The sequence below is a fragment of the Streptomyces sp. TE5632 genome, assembly GCF_054061295.1.
Map to the genome: position 1 here is coordinate 4,273,720 of NZ_JBSSEA010000003.1, position 18,515 is coordinate 4,292,234.

Consider the following 18,515-nt stretch of genomic DNA (forward strand, 5'->3'; position numbering starts at 1 on the left):
AACTATGGGGTGTCGTGTAACTGCGGGTCTGTTCATCGGCGCTGCAGCCAGTGAGAAAAATGGCCGATACACCAACAGAAAGGATGAAAGTGGTCCTGTTTCGTTGCGAGTGCCTTCGGAGGTGAATCATGGGCATCTTTCTGCCGTTGTGGAACTATGAGTAATTTGTGATGCTGCCGGGAGCCTGACCGTCGACGATGGCTCGGGCGTTGAGGTACCCCTGGCGATTTGCCTCCCGAGCGGCCATGGCAGCGTCCCCCGCGTCGATTGTTTGATACTTTTCGGCTGCTGCGCGCACAGCAGTCTGTGTGATGTCGAGGTTCCTTTGCATGCCTTCCTGCCAGAACCGCCCACCTGTGACCTGGGCCTCTTGCTTGGCATGCCCCTCGGCATCCTTGAATACTTCCTCCAGGACGACGCTGGTCACGGTGTTGGCGCCTCCGCCGGCCACGGCTCCGATCCAGGGTGTCGCGATGAAGGATGTGCCCACCCCGACTACGGTGCCGACGGTGCCGGAGATGATGTTCTTCCGCTGAGCGACCGCCTCTTCGTAGCCCTTGTCCTTGTCCGACGCCTCCTTGCCAATGGCCTCCTGGACGCCAAGCCCAAGCGTCCCGGAGACCTCCCCTGACCTCCCCGCGATCTGCTCAATGAGCAACTGGTAATTGTCAGAAACCCGTCGGTCCGGCGGTAGGTCAGGATTCAGGTGATAATCCATAAGGCGCCCCATGTAGTCCTTCTGTCCGACCTCCACGGCAGCATAACTCTCTTCATTCTGCCCAATGACGAAGAGGAGCTTGGTTACGTCCGTGTGGGCGAGCTTGGCCTCTGACCCGGCGACCGGATACATATTTTCAATATCTCGCCAGTCTTCGGATTCTGGGTCTCTTTCTACATCAGTCAAAGCGCGGTTCAGGTCGGGGAGGTACTCGGAAGTGATCTGGCCAATACTGTCGGACATGTATCCGTTATCAGTAAGCCGCTCGGGACTTTCAGCGATAGAGGCGACCAGGCTTTCCATGAGTTTTGTCTGCTGCGCGTTGTGTGGCGGCGTATCCGCCGTGGGCAGCTCGCCCGCGGGGTGGCCAGTGGTCGCCGCCTCCAGTGCCAGCGCCAGGTTGTTCTGCCCGGTGTGGAGGTCGTCTCCCTTGAGGTTCGATTCCTTGGGCCAGTCCCGCTCTTCGAACAGGTACTGGAAGTTGGAGAGTGACACCTTGCCTTTGTAGGTGTTCTTGTCGTCCGAGTCGCGCTCGAACGGGTTGTCCGGGTCGTCCTTCGAGACGAACTGCTGGTTGAAGAATTCGGTGGCCGCGTCCGGGCTGTTGGAGAGGCCCTTCAGGTAGCCCGTCAGCGGGTCGGCGCCGCTGTCCTCGCCGATTCGGTTGAGCCATGGGGTCATGGGGCTGTTGCGCCAGGCGAGATTCTGGTGCTCACCGTTGCCGGTGAGCTTGCGCTCGGTGGCCATGAGCTTCGTGCCGTAGTCCGTGAGGAACCGGTCGTCGTAGTCACCGGTCCGCATGAGGTTGCTCATGACCTGGAAGCCCATCGGGCCGCCGCGGTTGCCGTACAGCGGCTTGTCGCCGATGTCGATCATCGTGCGCTTCCAGTCGGCCATCGCCGTCGAGTCGCTCTGCGTGGCGTTGGCGAGCGTCATGCCCAGGTTGCGCTGCAGGTCGTCGAACTGGTCCAGGCGCTCACGACCCAGTTCCCAGTTCCCCCGCTGCGGGTCGGTGATCCCGGTCCAGAACTCCAGTGTTTTTTTCGGGCCGAGCGTCGTGGCGAACCGCTCGGCGAACAGTTCGTCGCCGGCGTACTTCTTCAGCCCGGCATTGAGCCTGTCGAAGTCCTTGACGCTCAGGTCGTCGGGGTTCTTCTTCGCGAGGGCGGCCAACTCGTCGGCCTGCTTGATGGCTTCGACCGCGGAGTCCCGGTCCTGGTAGCTGGCGTCGGAGAAGCCCATCTTGCTCTGGTCGGCAATGGCCTGCAGTACGGTCTTGGCGGAGTCGTCGCTCTCGGTGGCCTTATGGAGAATGCCCTGGATCTCGTCCCGCAGCGCGGTGATGTCCGCTTGGTTGTCCTGGTCCATCGTGTTGCGTGCTTCCGGGGGGACGTCCGTGGTGACGGTGAAGCCGCCCTCGTATCCGATGACCTTCAGGCTCTTCTTCCGGCCGCCGTCGATGGCCTCGACGAGCTGCCGGTGGTAGCCCTTCAACTCGCCCACTGTGTCGTTGAGGATCTTGTGGATGGTGCTGGCCTGGGTATGGGCATCGGTGAACTCGCCGGCCGTCTTACCGATGAACTCCTTGGAAACCTTGGCGTTCACGCCGGCCCAGTCGGCCTTGTTGGCGCCCTTGTGCAGGTTGTCCTCGGCGTCCTTCTTGAGGGTTTCGAGGTTCTTGACGAGAGTCGACCAGTCCTTGACGGCGTCGTCGAGCAGCTTGAAGTCGGCATCGCGGAGAGTGTCGAGTTCCATGGGGTACGTCCTTGAGGATGAGCGGGTAGCGAGCGGAAGTCAGGGCCTGCGCCGACGCCTTACTCGTCCTTCTTCTTGCTCGGCTCTCCGTAGATCTTGTTCTTTTCGCCCGGTGCCCCGACCCGCTCGTCGAAACCGGCGTCCAGCAGGGCGATGCTGCTCATCTGCCGCTGGATGTAGCCCTCGTCCCCGTCGTGGACCTTCTTGGTGACCCGCATGTGGTTCGAGATGTGGGCACACGCGTCCATCAGGGACTTGAGCTGCTCCTCCCAGCGGTTCGACACGTGCTTGAGTCCCGCGCCGAGTGCGAAACCCTGCTTCGACAAGTCGGCGGCCGCGGAGTCACTGCTGGGTACGGAGACACGTGCCTTGTCCCACAGTTGGTCGTAGAGCTCGAACGCGGCCGAGCCGATCTTGGTGAGCGCGTCGTTCGCGACCTCAAGGCCCCCGTACTCGGAAGGCTTCGGGGGGCCGCCACCATCCAGCTGGTTCAACTGCATGTGCGTCGAACCCTGTTGACGCTGCAGCGCTTCGGTTTTGAGCTGTTCCCACTCGTTCCACGCCATGGACGGCACCCTCCCCGTGTGCAGGAGCGCCTCCTGCTGTGCTGGTCGGAGGGCGCCCTGCGGTGTCCGGACGCCAACAAGTTAGCAACTGACATAGAAGGGCCAACCTGTTGTGCCCGAGGTACGGCGATTGCGGAGGTGAAGGTTCTGGGGAGATGTGCTGGGGCCCGTGCAAGCCAGTACGTCACGGACTTCACGCCTGACGGGCCGAGACACACGCTGGACACGCGGACGGGGGTGCCGAAGCGCTCCCGCCGTTGCGCTACTTCGAGTGACACCGAGGCGGACGACCGAGGAAGTGGCGGAGTGGCTCGATCTTTACGTACGTGCGATGTGACTGAGACGGCGAAGCCCGGCATCCGTCGACCGCTTGTGCCGCGAGTGGCTCCCGGCACTAATCGTCAAACCGGTCGAAGTGCCATGTCCGGGAGGGCTTTGTAACTCGACCAGTACACATCACGGTTGGCCCTGTGGTACCGGTTGACTACAGTGGTGATCGCATGGCGCACGCGACTTGGTTTGCGATCGCGGGGGCGGGTGGTCAGGTGGCCACAGCCATGGTTCTACGGGGAAACGGGGAGGAAGCGAGTGCTTCCAGCAGACATGGTGGGGGGCGTGTCGACCGCCAGGGCGGTGAACCTGGAGGTCACCGGTGAGGCGCTGAGCACGTTCGTGAAGCGTGTGGACGGAATCCTGAGCGATCTCGAAGGGTCGCCGGGCAACCCGACACGCGTCGGCGCCCAGGCGATCAAGCCGGGGTCGCTGGCGGGGAACCCGTCCGCTTTTCCTGAGGCGCAGGATCTGTACGTGCAGTACAACCAGGTGCACGAGAAGCTCACCTCTCTTTCCAAGACCCTGCACCTGCAGATCGAGGCGATCGGCATCGCCGTCAAAGGTGCGCACGTCGGTTTCGACAACCTCGAAGAGGAGCAACGGCGTCGCTTCTGGGCGATCCAGATGCAGATCAAGGACACCCAGGCTGCAGTGGACGGCAAGCAGCGCGCGCAGGGCGACAACACCACCGGGGACCTGTGATGACCGACAAGCAGCACGAGCAGGACCTGGAGCGGGTCTCCGGGCAGAACTCGTTCACGGACCTCACCCGGCATGCCGAAGAACATCCGAGCAGTGGTTTCTTTCGCGGAGCCATCGACAGCATGGTGCGTTCGGTGGCGGAGAAGACGCCGTACGGACGAGCGATGCACGGGCGCACCGACTTCGACGAGCACCGCCTGAACGACATGATCGACCTGGTCGAGAAGGCCAACCCGGAGCACCTGGAGTCTTCCGGGAAGGCCCTGTGGGACGCCCGGGACGCCATCGCGGACGCCGCCAAGGAACTGGACGGCCACATCGAGAAGGTGCACTGGGTCGGAGAGTCGGGCGAGGCCTTTCGCAAGTGGGGGCGTTCACTCGTCATCAGCACGTACGGGCTGAGCGACTTCGCCGGCGGGGCGGGTGACCAGATCAGCGCCGCCGCCGTGGGCCTGGCTGCGGTGCGCGGGTCCATGCCGCTGCGTGATACGAGGCCAGCGGACAAAGCGTTGTTGCCTGGGCAGGTCCCGACGCCCAAACAGGTCGAGGGCAACGCCGAGTACGCCGAAGCGGTCCGCGTGGAAAAGGACCGCCAGGAGGCGATCAACCAGATGAACCGGTTGTCGTCCTACTATGCGGTGGCCTGCGAGCAACTCATCGAGCTGGAGCCTCCGAAGTTCACGACCATGCCGGACGTGGGGGTACCGAAACCTACGCCCAGCACCGGCGACGGGAATTCCGCTCAAGGCGGTGGCGCGTCTGCAGCGGCTCACCAGGCAAGCGGTGCGACAGGCAGTGCAAGTCATCAGCCAACAGTCGCCCAGGCGGAAAGAGCGGAAATCCGCGGCTCAAGCGACGCGCCACTGCGCCCCGTGGATGCCTCACGGCCCCCCGCGGAGCCCGATATTGCGGTCGGAACGGCGATCGACAGCGTTGGCACATTGCCACCGTTGACACCGTCCACTCCTGGAGATGTTGCTCCCACTGTCGGTTCCCCCAGTGGGAGCAACAGCGCGAATAATGGGTTCGCGAGCGGTTACGGGGCGCCGGTCGGCAACATGGTCTCGAGGAACGGTACGAGCGGGCCGGGCGGTCCCCGAGGCCCGGTGTCCGCCCAGGGGCGAACCGGTGCAGCAGGCGTCAACAACGTGGGCCCTGGGCGTCCAGGCAACGGACCGGTTGGCCAGATGGGCCGTACCGCAGCGACCGGCCAGTCGATTGCCAAGGGTGTCTCTTCCGGAGCGAAGTCCCTGCCGATGGGCCCGGGAGTGACTGGCGGTACAGCGAAGCCGGCTGGGACGTCTGGCCCCAGGTCGCGGGGCGGTGGGGCGACCGGCGCGGGCCATGCGAACGGCGTGGTCGGGGGACGGCCCGTGACCGGAGCCGCGACACCGGTGAAGAACGGGCCTCGGGTCCCCCGGGGCACGGTGATCGGCGCAGATGGGGCAGCCGGTTCCCGGCCGGCGGCCGAGCGGCGTCCTGGACAGGGTGGTGTCTTTGGTGGGCCGGCCTCCGCCGGGAAATCCGGTTCCGCCGCCAACAGGCCTCGTGTCGGACCGGCGACGTCCGGGTCCATTACCGGCAGCCCTGCCGCACGTAATTCCGCAGTCAATGCCGAGCGGAATGGCCTGACCCGCGGGGGCGCTGGGCTTGTACGTGGGCCAGGTGGCCGCGGCAAGCCGGACAAGACTTCGGACAGGGACCGGGACGAGACGCCACGTGCCACCCACCTGACCGAAGACGAAGAGACTCACCTGCCCACCCAGCAGCGGCGCAACGTGCCGCCGGTCGTCAACTAAGCACTAGCGAGGACTCACAACGTCATGAAGGCAGGGACCAGCCGACTGGCCGAGCAGAGTGTCCGCCACAAGAAACGTTGCCGGCGACGAGTGCGTACCGTGAGCGCAGTGGTCGGCGCCTTGGCGGCTGCGAGCGTGGGGTTCGCTCCGCACGCTGTGGCGTCCGACGCTCAGTCACAGCAGTGGTATCTGCAGCCGATGCAGGCAGAGCAGATGTGGAAACAGAGCACGGGTGAAGGCGTCAAGGTCGCTGTCATCGACACTGGAGTGAATCCCCATACTGATTCACTTAAGGGGCAGGTTTTGGTGGACGAGGTTCCTAAAGCTGTCGCGTACGGTGCTTCGGACGACTACACAGGCCACGGCACGAGCATGGCCGAACTCATCGCCGGCACAGGAGCCAACGGTGGCGTTAAGGGTCTCGCACCTGGCGCGAAGATCGTCCCGTACCGCATTTACCTGAACGGCTTGACAGGGGCTGAAAACAAGAAGAGGACGGCCCTGCCTGCTGAGGCAATCAAAGCTGCGGCCGACACCGATGTGAAAATCATCAGCATGTCCTTCGGTATGCCGTACCTTGACCTGGATGTAGAGGAAGCGGTCACCTACGCTGCTTCGAAAGGCAAGATGCTGATCGCCAGCGTAGGAAACGACGGCGACACTGGCGAAGGCAACATCGGCTACCCGGCTGCGGCTCGATACGTGGTGGGCGTTTCGTCGATGAACAAGGACAGCAACGTCTCGGAGTTCTCCTCGGTAGGGAACTATGTCGATCTGGTGGCACCCGGCGAGGGCATCCCTGGTTACTGTCGGCCCAGTTTTGAGTCGTACTGCCCTGACAGTAAGGGAACAAGCGCCTCCACGGCTATCACATCTGCCTCTGCCGCCCTCATCTGGTCAGCCCACCCCGACTGGACGGCGAACCAGGTCACCCGCGCGTTGATCGACACCGCAAGCCGTGATTGGCCGAAGGATGATCCGACGCAGTACGCCGGCTACGGAACCGTCCGGCCCCGTAAGGTGCTCGAAAACCCGAACTACGACGCCGGCCCCGCGTACTCCGACCCCCTCGCCAAGTGGAACCAGGAAAAGGGGGAGAAGCTGGTGACCGAGATTCCTCCCGCCCCTGCGGCCTCCCCCTCTGCAACAGCCTCGTCACAAGCCCCGGAAGCCTCTTCTGGCGCCGACAAGGCGGCAGCAGGATCGAAGGGGAAGAAGACGGAGAAGGTGGCGGCGGAGTCCTCGGGTGACGACAACAGCACCCTGTGGATCGTGCTCGGCGCCGCGGCAGCGGTGGTCGTGGTCGGAGGCGGCGCCTTCGCCCTGCTGCGAGCGCGTCGCGCCACGTGACGTCAGTGGCCGCCCGAGCCCCGAGCCGCTCGGCCAAGGCATGGAGAACGTGCTCACCGCCGTGAAGCGTTGAGCCGCACAGCTGGACCCCGAAACGGAAAGAGGGAGGGCAGGCGGAACATGGCCGTCGACCAGAAGCTCGAAGATGCAGCAGTAATCAAGCTGCAGAAGGACATGTACGAGAAGTTCGAGAACATCCGGAAGCGGGTGAGTAACCTCCAGGGCGTGATCGACAGCCTCGAGGGGCAGTGGCACGGAATCGGTCGTGCCGCGTTCGACACCAAGCAGTACGAGATCAACACGTCTCTGCAGAACATGGGCCGCGTCCTTGCCGAGGTCATCGACGCGATGACCACGGCGCGCAACATCAAGGACAGCAAGGAAGACGAAGTCCGCGCCTCCGTGAACAAGATCAACGTGTTGGACGGCGCCCCCACTATGCAGTCGTCCCCGTTCAGCTCGTTCTGAGCCGGCGGGATCCCCGGGAATTCGTCAACAGCACACACGAACGAGACGAGGTAGACAGCGATGGGCCGTAACGGCGAAGGGCTGCAAGTCGGTTATGACGGACTCGACTTCGCGGCGACCACCATCGGCAACGAGGCGAAGCAGCTCGAGGAGGACCTCCAGCAGCTCCGGCAGATGGTGGTCAACAGCAAGCAGTACTGGACGGGCAAGGCGCAGGACACCTTCGACGAGAAGCTGCGGCGCTGGGACAAGGAGGCCAGCGACATCCACCAGGCCCTGATGGGGATCGGCCACGTCGTGGGTTCGTCCGGTGGTACGTACATGGAAGGCGACCTGGCGGCGTCCCGGTACCTGCAGTAAGCCTTTTCTCGTAGCCGGCCGTCATTCGTCGTGATCGCCGGGCTGGACTGGGCCCCTGTCGTCTCCAGGTCCGTGCAGCCGTGAGGCCCCTGGTAGGAACCATCTTGCGACAGAAAGATCCGGCCAAGGGGCCTCACGTTCCGTCCGGTGTCACAGGCACCGCCGTACTTGATGTCCGCCGGTCCACCGCCGAGCACTTGGCCCGACTGCTGCGCGACCACCGTGCGAGGAGCGACACCCGCAGGGGCGACGCGCGCTGGGCTGCTTTCGGCAGGCCGTGCTCATCCTGCTCTGGTTCGGGTCTTACTGGTTCGCCCGGGACGCGGCCACGACACCACCTGCGCTCGCTGGCACGGCTTGGTCGACGTGCTCAATGATGCAGCAGACCAGCGGGGCGTGCCGCCCCTGATCGATCCTGCGTGCGAAAACGCGGGAGACTGCTTCCACTCCCCGGGCCGCGGCTCGGCCGGCTTCAGCTCGAGTGCGATCGAGCCAGGTGAACCGTCCGTTCATTTGGCGTGAGGCCCAGAGGGTGTCGCACGCCTCATCTGTGCAGCGCTCAAGGCTGGCAGCCCGGTGCGGTCCTTAAGGCCGGCAGCCGAGTTTTTTCCTGTAGGCATCGAAGTAGGAGGGGACGAGCCTTTCCAGCAAGGCTTGTGACTCTTCGTTCCACTTCATGTCCTTGACTTCCACGGACACAACGTCACCCTCCTTACTGACTCCAGGGCACGGAATCAGCGTTGCTACCCCGCGATGCCATGAGGCATATGCATCTCCCTTGAAGTAGCGCAATTTTTTCACCTCGTAGTCCTGGAAGAGGTCGCGCAGTTCATACCCGTCCTCATGCCAATTCCCGTCGCTGACTACGGAGTCGTTTCCGTCCACGTACATGTGGCAGAACTGGCCCTCTGCAAGGCTGAAGGGGCCGGTGTCCTGTTCTAGTTCGTCGCCGTCGTCGAGTAGGGATTCCAGGACTTCCTTGTCAGCAGGGATTCCACAGATATTGTCCGGGGCGGGATACGAAAGTCCTGTATTCGATGAGTTGCACGCTGTAAGCGCCAGTGCGAGTGCAGCGGCGATAAAGATTCTTTTAGGCTGCAAGAATAATCCCCTCCTTCTGTTCTTGCCTGGTTTGCAGGGAGTGGCCGATCGAGTGACGGGTCGACTGTTGGAACAGTCTCACGTCCCGTCGCCAGAGGAGTTCCATTGCGCGCCATCAGAGTGGCTGACGCCCGCTTGAGTGCGAACGGCTCGCTCGATGGCCTCCTCAGTTTTCACGTCGATTTCTCCATGATGTGCGAAATAAGTGGTCACGGCTACCGCGGATGCCTCCGCTGCCGCCTTCCTTCCCTCTGAGTACTCCTTCCCTGCGCTGAGTTCAGCCTTGTCTGTTGTGTCCTTGTTGATGCTCTTCAGGACGCTTTCGGTCACATCCTCCGCCAGCCAATTGACTGGTTCCCCCACGACAGAGAAGGGGGCAGGAATGGCCCCCGTCCCCACCCCCACGATCCGGTTGACCCACTTCGCGTTGTCGGCTGCAGCCTCGTTGAATTCCTTGTTCTCAGCCGTGTGGTAGTCATAGATCGCGTCGGCCCGCGAGTTGCTCATGATTCCCGCGATGGCGGCCCCCGGCGCCACCAGGTCCCCGACGCGCGCACCGTCCTCCGCGGTGAGATCCCTCCCCTCCGCCTTCAGGAACTCCTGCACCACGTTCGCCGTGTACGCCTGCTGCGCGGAAGTGATCGCGCTGTACGCATCCGGGTCCTGGCCGACCAGGCCCAGGAACTTCTGTGCATTTCCGTATTCGAGCTCGGCAGCGGCTCCGTTGACCGGGAAGGTCTTGCTGTCGGAGCTTTCCAGGTACATCGACCGCTGGAAGTCGCCGATGTGGTCCGCCGAGATGTTGCCCAGACTGTCCCGCAGCGCGTAGAGCGGCCCGGTCTTCTCCTCCTCCAGGTCCCCGTTCATGTTGTGCGTCAGCAGATCCGGGTTCTTGGCGAACTTCTCCACGATGTCGTGGACCAGCTTCGCCTGCGCCTCGCTGTGCTTGACCGACGGATCGACTGTGCTGCTGTCGTACGGGTGGCCCGTCGCGGCGGCTTCGAGGGCGTGGCCGAGGGCGTTCGGCCCGAAGCTGAGGGCCTTCTTCGTCGCCTCCTCATCGGCGAGGACGTTGTTGCTGTTCGTGTCGATCGTCCACTCGAAGTCCTTCTTGGTGAAGAGGTCGAGGTAGGACTTGAAGTCCGTCTTCTCACCGGACTTGATCGTGCCGTCCTCGTTGTACGCCGTGGGCTTCTGCGTGAAGAACTGCTCGGCTGCCTCAGGACTGTGTCCAAGGGACTCAAGCACGCTGTTCAGCGGATCGTTGCCGGTGCCGAGCTTTCCGGAGGGGTTGAATCCGTACCTGTCGTCGTTGCCGGCGGGCTTGTTGGCCATGAAGCGGTGCGGATCGTCCTGGTGGAGCTGGGTGACATGCTCCGCGATGGGGGTCAAGAACGCCGGATCGTAGTTCCCGTAGCGGAGCAGACCGCCCAGGACCTGGTACCCGTAGGGCTTGCTCCACATGCCGCGCTCCCACTCGATCTCCTGGGTGCCCAGCTTGCGGAACTCCGCGCCCCACCACGTGGGCAGATGCTGCCGGTCGCCCTTGAGGCTCTGCGGGGTGTAGGGATCGGTCGCGTTGGCCAGGGCGTGGCCCATGTACCGCTGCAGGTCCTGCACGCCGGCCAGGCGGGTCTTCGAGGCGTCCTCGCCGGTGCCGTCGATCGACATGGCGGCGTAGAACTCGAGCGTCTGCCTCGGTCCGCCCAAACCCTCGAAGAACTCGGTCGCGAACTCGCCGTCCTTCTCGCGTCCGTTGTGGCGCAGCAGCCTGTTCAGTTCGGCGAGTTCGCGGTCGGTCATGTCCTCGCGTCTCTCGGCGAGTTCCAGGGCACGCTCGACCTGCGCGTCATTGAGCGAACCGTACTTCGCGTGACCGGCGTTGTACGGGTCGTTCCCGTGGGCCCGCCTGAGTGCCAGCTTGGTGGAGACGTTGATGTCGTCGGCGCGCGCGACCTTTTTCGTGATGGAGTCGGCGTAGTGCTGCCGGTCCTGCTTCGTGTCGTCCTTGCCGTCCTTCGCATCGGCGTCCGACGCGGGCTGGACGCCCACACTCACCGTTCCGTCGCGGTTGTCCTGAACGGTGTAGCCCTTGTCCTTGGCCTCGTTGGTGAGTGTCCTGACGCTCTTCTGCAACGCTTCGAGTTCACGGTGGGCGTCGTCCAGGACCTGGAAAACGCTGTTGGCTTCCGTGTGAAGGTCCGCGAACTCCTTGGCGGTCTTGTTCACGAACTCCCGTGTGACGCCGGCGTTCACACCTTCCCAGCGAGCTTGGTCGGACTTCTTCTTGAGGCCGTCACGTGCATCGGCCTCGAGCTGTTTCAGGTTGGTGACCGCCTTCTTCCAGTCCGATACCGCGCTCCCCAGCCGGCCGAGGTCGACTTGCATCAGGTCGTTGTAGGTGATGGCCATGCCTGCGCTTCCCCCGTGCTACTTGAAGTACTTGCCGAGCTCCGAGACGGGCACTGCGGACCCGTTGCGCCTCGCGATGACGGCGGCGATCTCGGCATCGTCGTTGGCGTGCCGCTTCTTGCTGAAGTCCAGGTGGTTCGAGATGTGGGCACAAGCCTGACGAACCGCCTTCACCTGGCTCTCCCAGACCGTCAGCGTCGTCATGAGTTCGTCGCCCATGGTGAAGTTGGACTTCGACAGCGCCGATGCCGCCTGGTGCGTGGAACCGGCGTGATCGGAGTTCATGCCGGCACCGGCGATGTCCACCTTCTTCACGAGGTCACCGTGCAGGACGAAAGCGTCATGCCCCACGGCGCCGAGGTCGTCCTGCTGTACGACCAGGTCGGGTTTGCCACCGGCGCCCGGCCCTTGAGCGGACGCCTGGTTCACCTGCATGTGCGTCGACCGCCGGTCGGCAGCCTGTGCCTTCAACTGTTCCCACTCGTCCCATGCCATGGGTCCGCTCCTCCGTTGCCGTCAGCAAGACAGGGTCATACCGGTTCTCTTCCGCACGGCGCTTTCGGGAGAAGTGGAGAAGTTGCGACGAAGCCCTCAGGCAGCGGTCCGGAAACGCCATCACAACGCCCGCTGGTCGTCTGCCGGCCCGCCGGGACGGGCCGGCAGACGACCAGAACGAGAGGAATACCGGCTCCGACCATCAGGGAGTCTCCTCCGTCACCAATCCCGTCTGTACCAGCGGCCGGCCCCGCCGTCGGGAGACGAACACTCCTCGTCCCGGAGGCATCGGCTGCGGACGTACTCCACCCAGCAGGTCGCCCTCGGTCGGATCGCCGCTGAGGATGATGCCCTGGGCGCCGAGTTCCTTGATGCGCTGTATGAAGGCCTCGTAGCCGGCCCGGCCCGCGCCCGCGGTGGAGCGGGCGATGATGAAGCGCACGCCGACGTCCCGGGCGAAGGGCAGCATCTCGGTCAGGACCGCCAGCGGGTTGCCGCTCGACGTGGCCACCAGGTCGTAGTCGTCGATGACGATGTAGATCGTCGGGCCCCGCCACCAACTGCGGTCGCGCAACTGTTCCGGTGTGACGTCGGCGGTCGGGGTACGGCGCTGCATCAAGTCGGCGAGCGCGTCCATGTGGTGCTGCATCTGGTTCGACATGGGAACGTACTCGGCCAGGTGCGAGGAAGGGGTCACGCCCAGGAGGGAGCGACGGTTGTCGACGACGAACAGCTTGCAGCTGTTCCCGTCGTGGCGCTCGGTGATGCGCTGGATGAGCAGCTTCAGCAGGTTCGACTTGCCGGACTCGCTCTCGCCGAAGACGAGGAGGAACGGGTCCTGCTCGAAGTCCACGAACACCGGCTCGAGATTGTCCTCGTCGAGCGCGAACGAGATGCCGCGACGGGGGAACCGGTCGCCGGGCGGGAGCTGGTGCGCCGGGAACTCCCTCGGCAGTAGCCGTACCGCCGGAGCACCGGGCTGCTGCCAGTGCCGGGAGACCTCGGCGCCGAGCGCCTGCGTCGCCTCCGCCAGGTCCGTGTCGGAGGACAGGCCGTCGATGCGCGGCACCGCGGCCATGAAGTGCTGCTTCTGCGGAGTCTGGCCACGGCCGGGCACACCCGTGGGCACGTTGGCCGCGACCTTGCGGTCGAACTCGGAGTCCATGGGGTCGCCGAGCCGCAGTTCCAGGCGGTTCATCAGCTGGTCCTTGAGGTTGCCGCGGACCTCCATGGACCGGGACGCCGTGAGGATCAGGTGGATGCCGTAGCCGAGGCCGCGCGCCGCGATGTCCAGGACGAACGGCTCCAGAGCGTCGTAGTCCGTGCGGAAGTTCCCCCAGCCGTCGATGACCAGGAAGACGTCACCCCAGGGCTGATCGGTCACGGAGATGTCGCCTCGCGCGCGACGGCTGCGGAACTCCGCGATCGAGGAGATGCCCGCGGTGCGGAAGTATTCCTCGCGGCGTGTCATGACGCCGTACACCTCGGCCGCCGTGCGCCGTACCTTCTCGGGGTCGAGGCGTGAGGCCATGCCGCCCACGTGCGGAAGTCCCGTCACGGCCGACAGGCCGCCACCGCCGAAGTCCAGGCCGTAGAACTGCACCTCGTGCGGGGTGTGGGTGAGGGCGAAGGACGCGATGATCGAACGCAGCAGCGTCGACTTCCCGGACTGCGGTCCGCCGAGGATCTGCATGTGGCCGGCGGCGCCGCCGAAGTCCACCCACAGGGGGTCGCGGCGCTGCTCGTACGGCTTGTCGACGAGACCGACGGGCACCACCAGCCGGCCCGCGTCCTCGTAGCCGGGCTGGGTCAGGCCGCGCCCCGGCACCCCGGTGAGGCCGGGCAGCAGTGTGTCGAGCGACGGCGGGCTGTCCAGCGGCGGCAGCCACACCTGGTGGGCGGCCGGACCCTGCGCCTCCAGGCGCCGTACGATGACGTCGAGCACGGTGTCGGCGAGCGCCTCGTCGGTCTCGTCCCGTGCCTCCTCGCGCTGCGGGGGGACCGCCAGGTACTGCACCGGAACCTGGGCGGCGGTGAAGAGCACGGGCCGACGGTCGACCGGGAGGGGCCCGCCGTAGGACGCCGTCTGCTGGGCGCTCGTGCGGTACACGCCCGAGACGTACGCGGCCTTGAAGCGCACCATCTCGTCCGTGCCGAACTTCAGGAAGCCGGAGCCGGGGACGTTCGGCAGTTCGTAGGCGTCCGGGACACCGAGCGCCGCACGCGACTCCGCCGCCGAGAAGGTGCGCAGACCGATCCGGTACGACAGATAGGTCTCCAGGCCTCGCAGGCGGCCCTCCTCCAGCCGCTGCGAGGCGAGCAGCAGGTGGACGCCCAGCGATCGGCCGATGCGGCCGATCTGCACGAACATCTCGATGAAGTCCGGCTTCGCCGTCAGCAGTTCGCTGAACTCGTCGATCACCAGGACGAGGGACGGGATCGGCTGCAGCGCGGCCCCGGCGGCGCGGGCCTTCTCGTAGGCGTGGATGTTGGCGTAGTTGCCGGCGTCGCGGAGCATTTCCTGACGGCGATTGAGCTCACCGCGGATCGAGTCGCCCATCCGGTCGACGAGGGTCAGGTCGTCCGCCAGGTTGGTGATGACCGCTGCCACGTGGGGCATCTGTGCCATACCCGCAAAGGTGGCTCCGCCCTTGAAGTCCGCCAGCACGAAGTTGAGGGTCTCGGAGGAATGGGTGACGGCGAGACCGAGAACCAGAGTGCGCAGCAGCTCGGACTTTCCCGAACCGGTCGCACCGACGCACAGACCGTGCGGGCCCATGCCCTCCTGCGCGGCTTCCTTCAGGTCGAGCATCACGGGCCGGCCGTCCTCGCCGACACCGATCGGCACCCGCAGCCGCTCGGACTGCGAGCGGGGCCGCCAGGTCCGCCTCGTGTCGACGGAGGCCGCGTCGCCGAGGTTCAGCAGATCCGTGAACTCCAGGTTGGCCAGCAGCGGTTCGTCGTCGTCTCCGCCCGATGCCATCCGCAGCGGCGCGAGCTGCCGTGCCAGAGCCTCGGCAGCCTCGTACGGCAGTTCGTCGGGCGTGCCTTCGTAGACCATGCCGTGAGCCGACTCCAGGCGCAGCTCCTTCGGGTGAACGATGATCGAGAGGTCACCGCGCCCGCTGGTGAGGTTTCCGGGAACGACTTCCAGCACCGTGACGCCCTGCAGACCCTCCGGGCTCGCGAGCAGGGACGTCGGCGGCAGCGAAATTCCGTCGAGTACGACAACCAGGTGCGGCTGGTCGGGCACGGGCTGCCCGTCCGGGTGGAAGCGGGGGCGTCCCTGGAGCCGGTCGGCGAGCAGGTCCTCCAGCTCCACCGGGTCGGTCGTGATCAGACGCTTGCTGCCCGCGCCGTCCGCGGCGCCTTTGGACTGCACGTGCGGCAGCCACTTGCTCCATTCCCACTCCTGCGTGCACTCGCGGCCGGTGGCCATGGCGATGACCAGGTCGTCAGGGGAATGCAGCGAGGCGAGGGAAGCCGTGACGGCGCGGGCGGTGGCGCGCACGGTGCCGGGGTCGCCGCTGACCGTCACGTGGTAGAAGGCGCGCAGCGAGACGGCCATGGGCAGGTCGTCGAGGGTGCCGTGCGCGGCCAGGAAGCGCTGCATGGCGCCTGCGGTCAGCGGCTCCAACTGGTCGACCGGCGCGGTCTCCGGCGGAATCAGGGGAGTGGCCAGGGCCTGCGGGCCGAGACCCACCCGTACCTGACCGAAGTCCTCGTCACCGGTGCGCCGTTCCCAGACCCGGCTGCCCTCGGCGACCAGCGCCCACAATTGCTCCGGTGAAGGATGCAGGTAGTACTGGGCATCGCGCTGGGCCTGGGCGGTCGTCTGGGCGGACTGCCTGGCCTGCGACAGGTAGCGCAGGTAGTCCCGCCGCATGTCGGCCAACTGCCCCTGGTTGCCCCGGCGGTAGCGGATCAGCATCGCGATGCCCATGGCGATCGTCGAGGCCACCATCACCATGCCCATGATCTTCATGAACGGTTGGGCCTGCGGGTTGAAGAAGAAGACCACGGACCCGCCCATGCCGAGCATGGGCAGGAGTTGCATCAGAGCGCCTTCCTGCTGCCCCCGCGGGAGTTCGGGCGGTGGCTGGAGAACGACCTCTTGCGTGGGCACGTCCTTCGGCAGTGCCCGTGGTGGGCGCTTGACGACGATGTGGCTCACTTCGCACCAATTCCCTTGCCCAGCTGATCCGTTCCGTCCGCCGCCCCGTGTCCGGCGCACGTCGGTCGCGAAGGGTGATCCTACTGACCCGCACTGACCGCGACGGGCGATAGGGTGCCCGTGAGACGTGTGAACGATTGCGAATCGGCCGAGGACTGCGCGCACAATGCGACGTCGAAAAGAGCGTTCGTGCCTGCTCCGGATCCGACGAAGCCGCTGACGGGCGGCGAGGTACGACCGAACACGGTGGCCACCCGCGGGTGAGCGGGTGAGCGGGTGAGACGCGACGGTACCGCGCTCCGCCCGCATGACCGAAGAGGGGGAACAGCAGGTGAGCATGACGGCCTCCGCGCCGGCCGGCGCGGCCGGCGGACCGGGCAGCACGGCCTCAGCGGGATCAGGCGCGGGGCTGGGCTTCTGCCGGGTCACCATCGTGGCACCGGACAGCCGCATCGACGTGGCACTGCCCGACGACGTGCCGGTCGCAGACCTCTACCCGGAGATCCTCCGGTTCGCCCGGCAGAGCCCCGCCGAGGGCGCCCCGGTCGGCTACCACCTGGTCCGGCGGGACGGCACCGTCCTCGACAGTTCCCGGTCCTTCGCGGCGCAACGCATCCTCGACGGCGAACTCCTCACCCTTCGCCCCTTCTCCGAGTCGCTACCGCCGGCCGTCGTCGACGACGTCTCCGAAGCGGTCGCCTCCGCGGTCACCCGGGACCGGTCCCTGTGGCACGGCGACCTCACACGTGCCGCGGGCCTCGTCGGCGGTGGCGTGCTGCCCGCCCTGCTCGCGTTCGTCGCCTGGAACGCCGATCCGCGACACGACATGCACGGTCTGCCCGGCATCCTCGCGGGCATCGCCGGAGTCCTCCTCGTCGTTCTCGGCTGTGTCCGCGCCCGCGTCTACGACGACCGGGCCGCCGCCGTCGCGCTGGGTCTCGGCGCACTCCCCAACGTGGGGGTGGCCGGCTCCGGCCTGCTGTCGCTCTCCGAGGGGCAGGGCGTCGGGAAGCTCCAGTTCCTGCTCGCCTGCGCGGCCGTGCTGGTGGCCTCGGTGATCCTCGCCCTGGTCTCTCCGCAGGGCGACGGCCCGTTCGTGGCCTTCGTGGCCGCCTCGGGCCTCGCCCTGGTCACCACCTTCGTGGCGCTCCTGAGGGACTGGACGCCGGCCGAGATCGCCGCTCTGTGCGCTCCTGTCGCCGTCGGCGCCCTGGCCTTCCTGCCGGGCCTGTCCATGCGTTTCGCGCGCCTGCCCATCGGCTTCGAGGCGCCGCACACCACCTCGCGTGCCTACGGCACCGACCCCGAGCCCCATGAGCCGGTGGACGCCGAACGCATCGGGGCCCAGGCCCGCCGCGGCCACGAACTCCTGGTCGGCCTGGTCGGCGGCTGCTCGCTGCTCGCGGTCGGCTCCACCCTCGTGCTCAGCTTCTCCGACGGCCTCTGGGCGCTGCTGCTTGCCCTGGCCACCGGAATCGCACTGCTCATGCGCGCACAGCTGTTCCGCTACACCGCGCAGGTCGCCACCCTGCTGGCCGCGGGGCTCGGCTCCCTGGTCGCGCTCGGTCTCGGTCTGGCGCTCAACCCGCCGGACGTTCTGGTCCGTGAGGCGCTGACGGGGGACCGGACCGGTCTCGACATCCGTACGATCTGGCTGGTCGCGGCCATCGCGGCGGTATCCGCGCTGGTCACCGCGATCGGTCTGGTGGCCTCCCGCAGTGGGCTCACGCCCTTCTGGGGCCGCTTCCTGGAGATCGCCGAGGGCTTCGTACTGCTGACACTGGTACCGCTGACGCTCGCCGTCTTCGACGTGTACGCGATGGTGCGCTCGATGAGCGGCTGACGCGCGACGCCCGGGAGCGCACACACGCGTGCGTGCTCCCGGACGCGTACGACGGTCACTCCGCCTCGGGACCCGCCGGCTCCAGGTCGAACTCCCCGTCCCGCGCGCCCAGCACGAACGCCCGCCACTCCGCCTCCGTGTAGCGGAGCACGGTGTCCGGGTCGAGAGAGGACCGCATGGCCACCGCGCCCTCGGGCAGATAGGCGATCTCGACCCGCTCCTCGTGCTCCTCGGTGCCCGGCGCGCTGTGCCATTCGACGCCGGAGATGTCGAGGGCGTAGAGCTCGTCCTTCTCCCGCTCCTTGCGTGCCTTGATCTCCTCAGCCGTCTCCGCCATGTCGCAGCGACCCCTTCCCGACGTATGAATGGTCCGATGGCCGGTCCGGCGACCGGTACGAGCGCTCACCCTAGTGGCACCACACGTCCCACCTGGGCGGTT

13 protein-coding genes and 1 pseudogene are annotated in these 18,515 nt (G+C 66.0%); 7 read left to right on the forward strand and 7 right to left on the reverse strand.

Annotated features, from left to right (window positions below; genetic code table 11):
- Positions 1-154: 154 nt before the first annotated feature.
- Together ACVW19_RS24800 and ACVW19_RS24805 are read right to left on the reverse strand one after the other, a co-directional pair.
- Positions 155-2,473: a hypothetical protein gene (locus tag ACVW19_RS24800; RefSeq protein WP_457461869.1), complete on the reverse strand. Its 2,319-nt coding sequence runs from the start codon at positions 2,471-2,473 to the stop codon at positions 155-157.
- A 59-nt stretch (positions 2,474-2,532) separates the two neighbouring features.
- On the reverse strand, positions 2,533-3,039 hold the full coding sequence (locus ACVW19_RS24805; RefSeq protein WP_457461870.1) for a hypothetical protein: 507 nt from the start codon (positions 3,037-3,039) through the stop codon (positions 2,533-2,535).
- A 588-nt stretch (positions 3,040-3,627) separates the two neighbouring features.
- Here ACVW19_RS24805 and ACVW19_RS24810 point away from each other — a divergent pair.
- The 6 genes and pseudogenes from ACVW19_RS24810 to ACVW19_RS24835 all read left to right on the forward strand — a co-directional run.
- Positions 3,628-4,074: a hypothetical protein gene (locus ACVW19_RS24810; protein WP_457461871.1), complete on the forward strand. Its 447-nt coding sequence runs from the start codon at positions 3,628-3,630 to the stop codon at positions 4,072-4,074.
- Positions 4,074-5,873, forward strand: a complete 1,800-nt coding sequence (locus ACVW19_RS24815; protein WP_457461873.1) for a hypothetical protein — start codon at positions 4,074-4,076, stop codon at positions 5,871-5,873. The genes ACVW19_RS24810 and ACVW19_RS24815 overlap by 1 nt, the downstream gene beginning before the upstream one ends.
- A gap of 90 nt (positions 5,874-5,963) precedes the next feature.
- A complete protein-coding gene (locus ACVW19_RS24820) occupies positions 5,964-7,223 on the forward strand; it encodes a S8 family serine peptidase (RefSeq protein ID WP_457464771.1) in 1,260 nt (419 codons plus the stop codon).
- A gap of 120 nt (positions 7,224-7,343) precedes the next feature.
- Positions 7,344-7,691, forward strand: a complete 348-nt coding sequence (locus tag ACVW19_RS24825; protein WP_457461874.1) for a WXG100 family type VII secretion target — start codon at positions 7,344-7,346, stop codon at positions 7,689-7,691.
- Positions 7,692-7,751: 60 nt separating this feature from the next.
- Positions 7,752-8,051 (forward strand): WXG100 family type VII secretion target, encoded by a 300-nt coding sequence (locus tag ACVW19_RS24830; protein ID WP_457461876.1) that lies wholly within the window; start codon positions 7,752-7,754, stop codon positions 8,049-8,051.
- A gap of 104 nt (positions 8,052-8,155) precedes the next feature.
- A pseudogene (locus ACVW19_RS24835) lies at positions 8,156-8,349 on the forward strand (hypothetical protein); the annotation flags it as partial.
- Between the two features lie 287 nt (positions 8,350-8,636).
- On the opposite strand, the gene ACVW19_RS24840 reads toward ACVW19_RS24835, so the two are convergent.
- The 4 genes from ACVW19_RS24840 to eccCa all read right to left on the reverse strand — a co-directional run bounded on the left by ACVW19_RS24840 (position 8,637) and on the right by eccCa (position 16,233).
- Entirely contained in the window at positions 8,637-9,152 is a 516-nt protein-coding gene (locus ACVW19_RS24840) for a hypothetical protein (protein ID WP_457461878.1), read from the reverse strand.
- 78 nt (positions 9,153-9,230) lie between these two features.
- The gene (locus ACVW19_RS24845; RefSeq protein WP_457461880.1) at positions 9,231-11,564 is read right to left on the reverse strand and encodes a hypothetical protein; all 2,334 of its coding nucleotides are present in this window, start codon (positions 11,562-11,564) and stop codon (positions 9,231-9,233) included.
- An 18-nt stretch (positions 11,565-11,582) separates the two neighbouring features.
- On the reverse strand, positions 11,583-12,059 hold the full coding sequence (locus tag ACVW19_RS24850) for a hypothetical protein (protein WP_457461881.1): 477 nt from the start codon (positions 12,057-12,059) through the stop codon (positions 11,583-11,585).
- A gap of 202 nt (positions 12,060-12,261) precedes the next feature.
- Entirely contained in the window at positions 12,262-16,233 is a 3,972-nt protein-coding gene (gene eccCa, locus ACVW19_RS24855) for a type VII secretion protein EccCa (protein WP_457461883.1), read from the reverse strand.
- 307 nt (positions 16,234-16,540) lie between these two features.
- On the opposite strand from eccCa, the gene eccD reads away from it, so the two are divergent.
- Entirely contained in the window at positions 16,541-18,076 is a 1,536-nt protein-coding gene (gene eccD, locus ACVW19_RS24860; protein ID WP_457461884.1) for a type VII secretion integral membrane protein EccD, read from the forward strand.
- Positions 18,077-18,131: 55 nt separating this feature from the next.
- On the opposite strand, the gene ACVW19_RS24865 is transcribed toward eccD, so the two are convergent.
- Positions 18,132-18,413 (reverse strand): DUF397 domain-containing protein, encoded by a 282-nt coding sequence (locus ACVW19_RS24865; RefSeq protein ID WP_055605087.1) that lies wholly within the window; start codon positions 18,411-18,413, stop codon positions 18,132-18,134.
- Between the last annotated feature and the right edge of the window lie 102 nt (positions 18,414-18,515).

Bases quoted from the DNA above. Each gene is read 5' to 3' on its own strand.
- ACVW19_RS24845 (WP_457461880.1), bottom strand. From the start codon at position 11,564: ATGGCCATCACCTACAACGACCTGATGCAAGTCGACCTCGGCCGGCTG.
- ACVW19_RS24850 (WP_457461881.1), bottom strand. From the start codon at position 12,059: ATGGCATGGGACGAGTGGGAACAGTTGAAGGCACAGGCTGCCGACCGG.
- ACVW19_RS24805 (WP_457461870.1), bottom strand. From the start codon at position 3,039: ATGGCGTGGAACGAGTGGGAACAGCTCAAAACCGAAGCGCTGCAGCGT.
- eccD (WP_457461884.1), top strand. From the start codon at position 16,541: ATGACCGAAGAGGGGGAACAGCAGGTGAGCATGACGGCCTCCGCGCCG.
- ACVW19_RS24815 (WP_457461873.1), top strand. From the start codon at position 4,074: ATGACCGACAAGCAGCACGAGCAGGACCTGGAGCGGGTCTCCGGGCAG.
- ACVW19_RS24825 (WP_457461874.1), top strand. From the start codon at position 7,344: ATGGCCGTCGACCAGAAGCTCGAAGATGCAGCAGTAATCAAGCTGCAG.
- ACVW19_RS24865 (WP_055605087.1), bottom strand. From the start codon at position 18,413: ATGGCGGAGACGGCTGAGGAGATCAAGGCACGCAAGGAGCGGGAGAAG.
- ACVW19_RS24830 (WP_457461876.1), top strand. From the start codon at position 7,752: ATGGGCCGTAACGGCGAAGGGCTGCAAGTCGGTTATGACGGACTCGAC.
- ACVW19_RS24800 (WP_457461869.1), bottom strand. From the start codon at position 2,473: ATGGAACTCGACACTCTCCGCGATGCCGACTTCAAGCTGCTCGACGAC.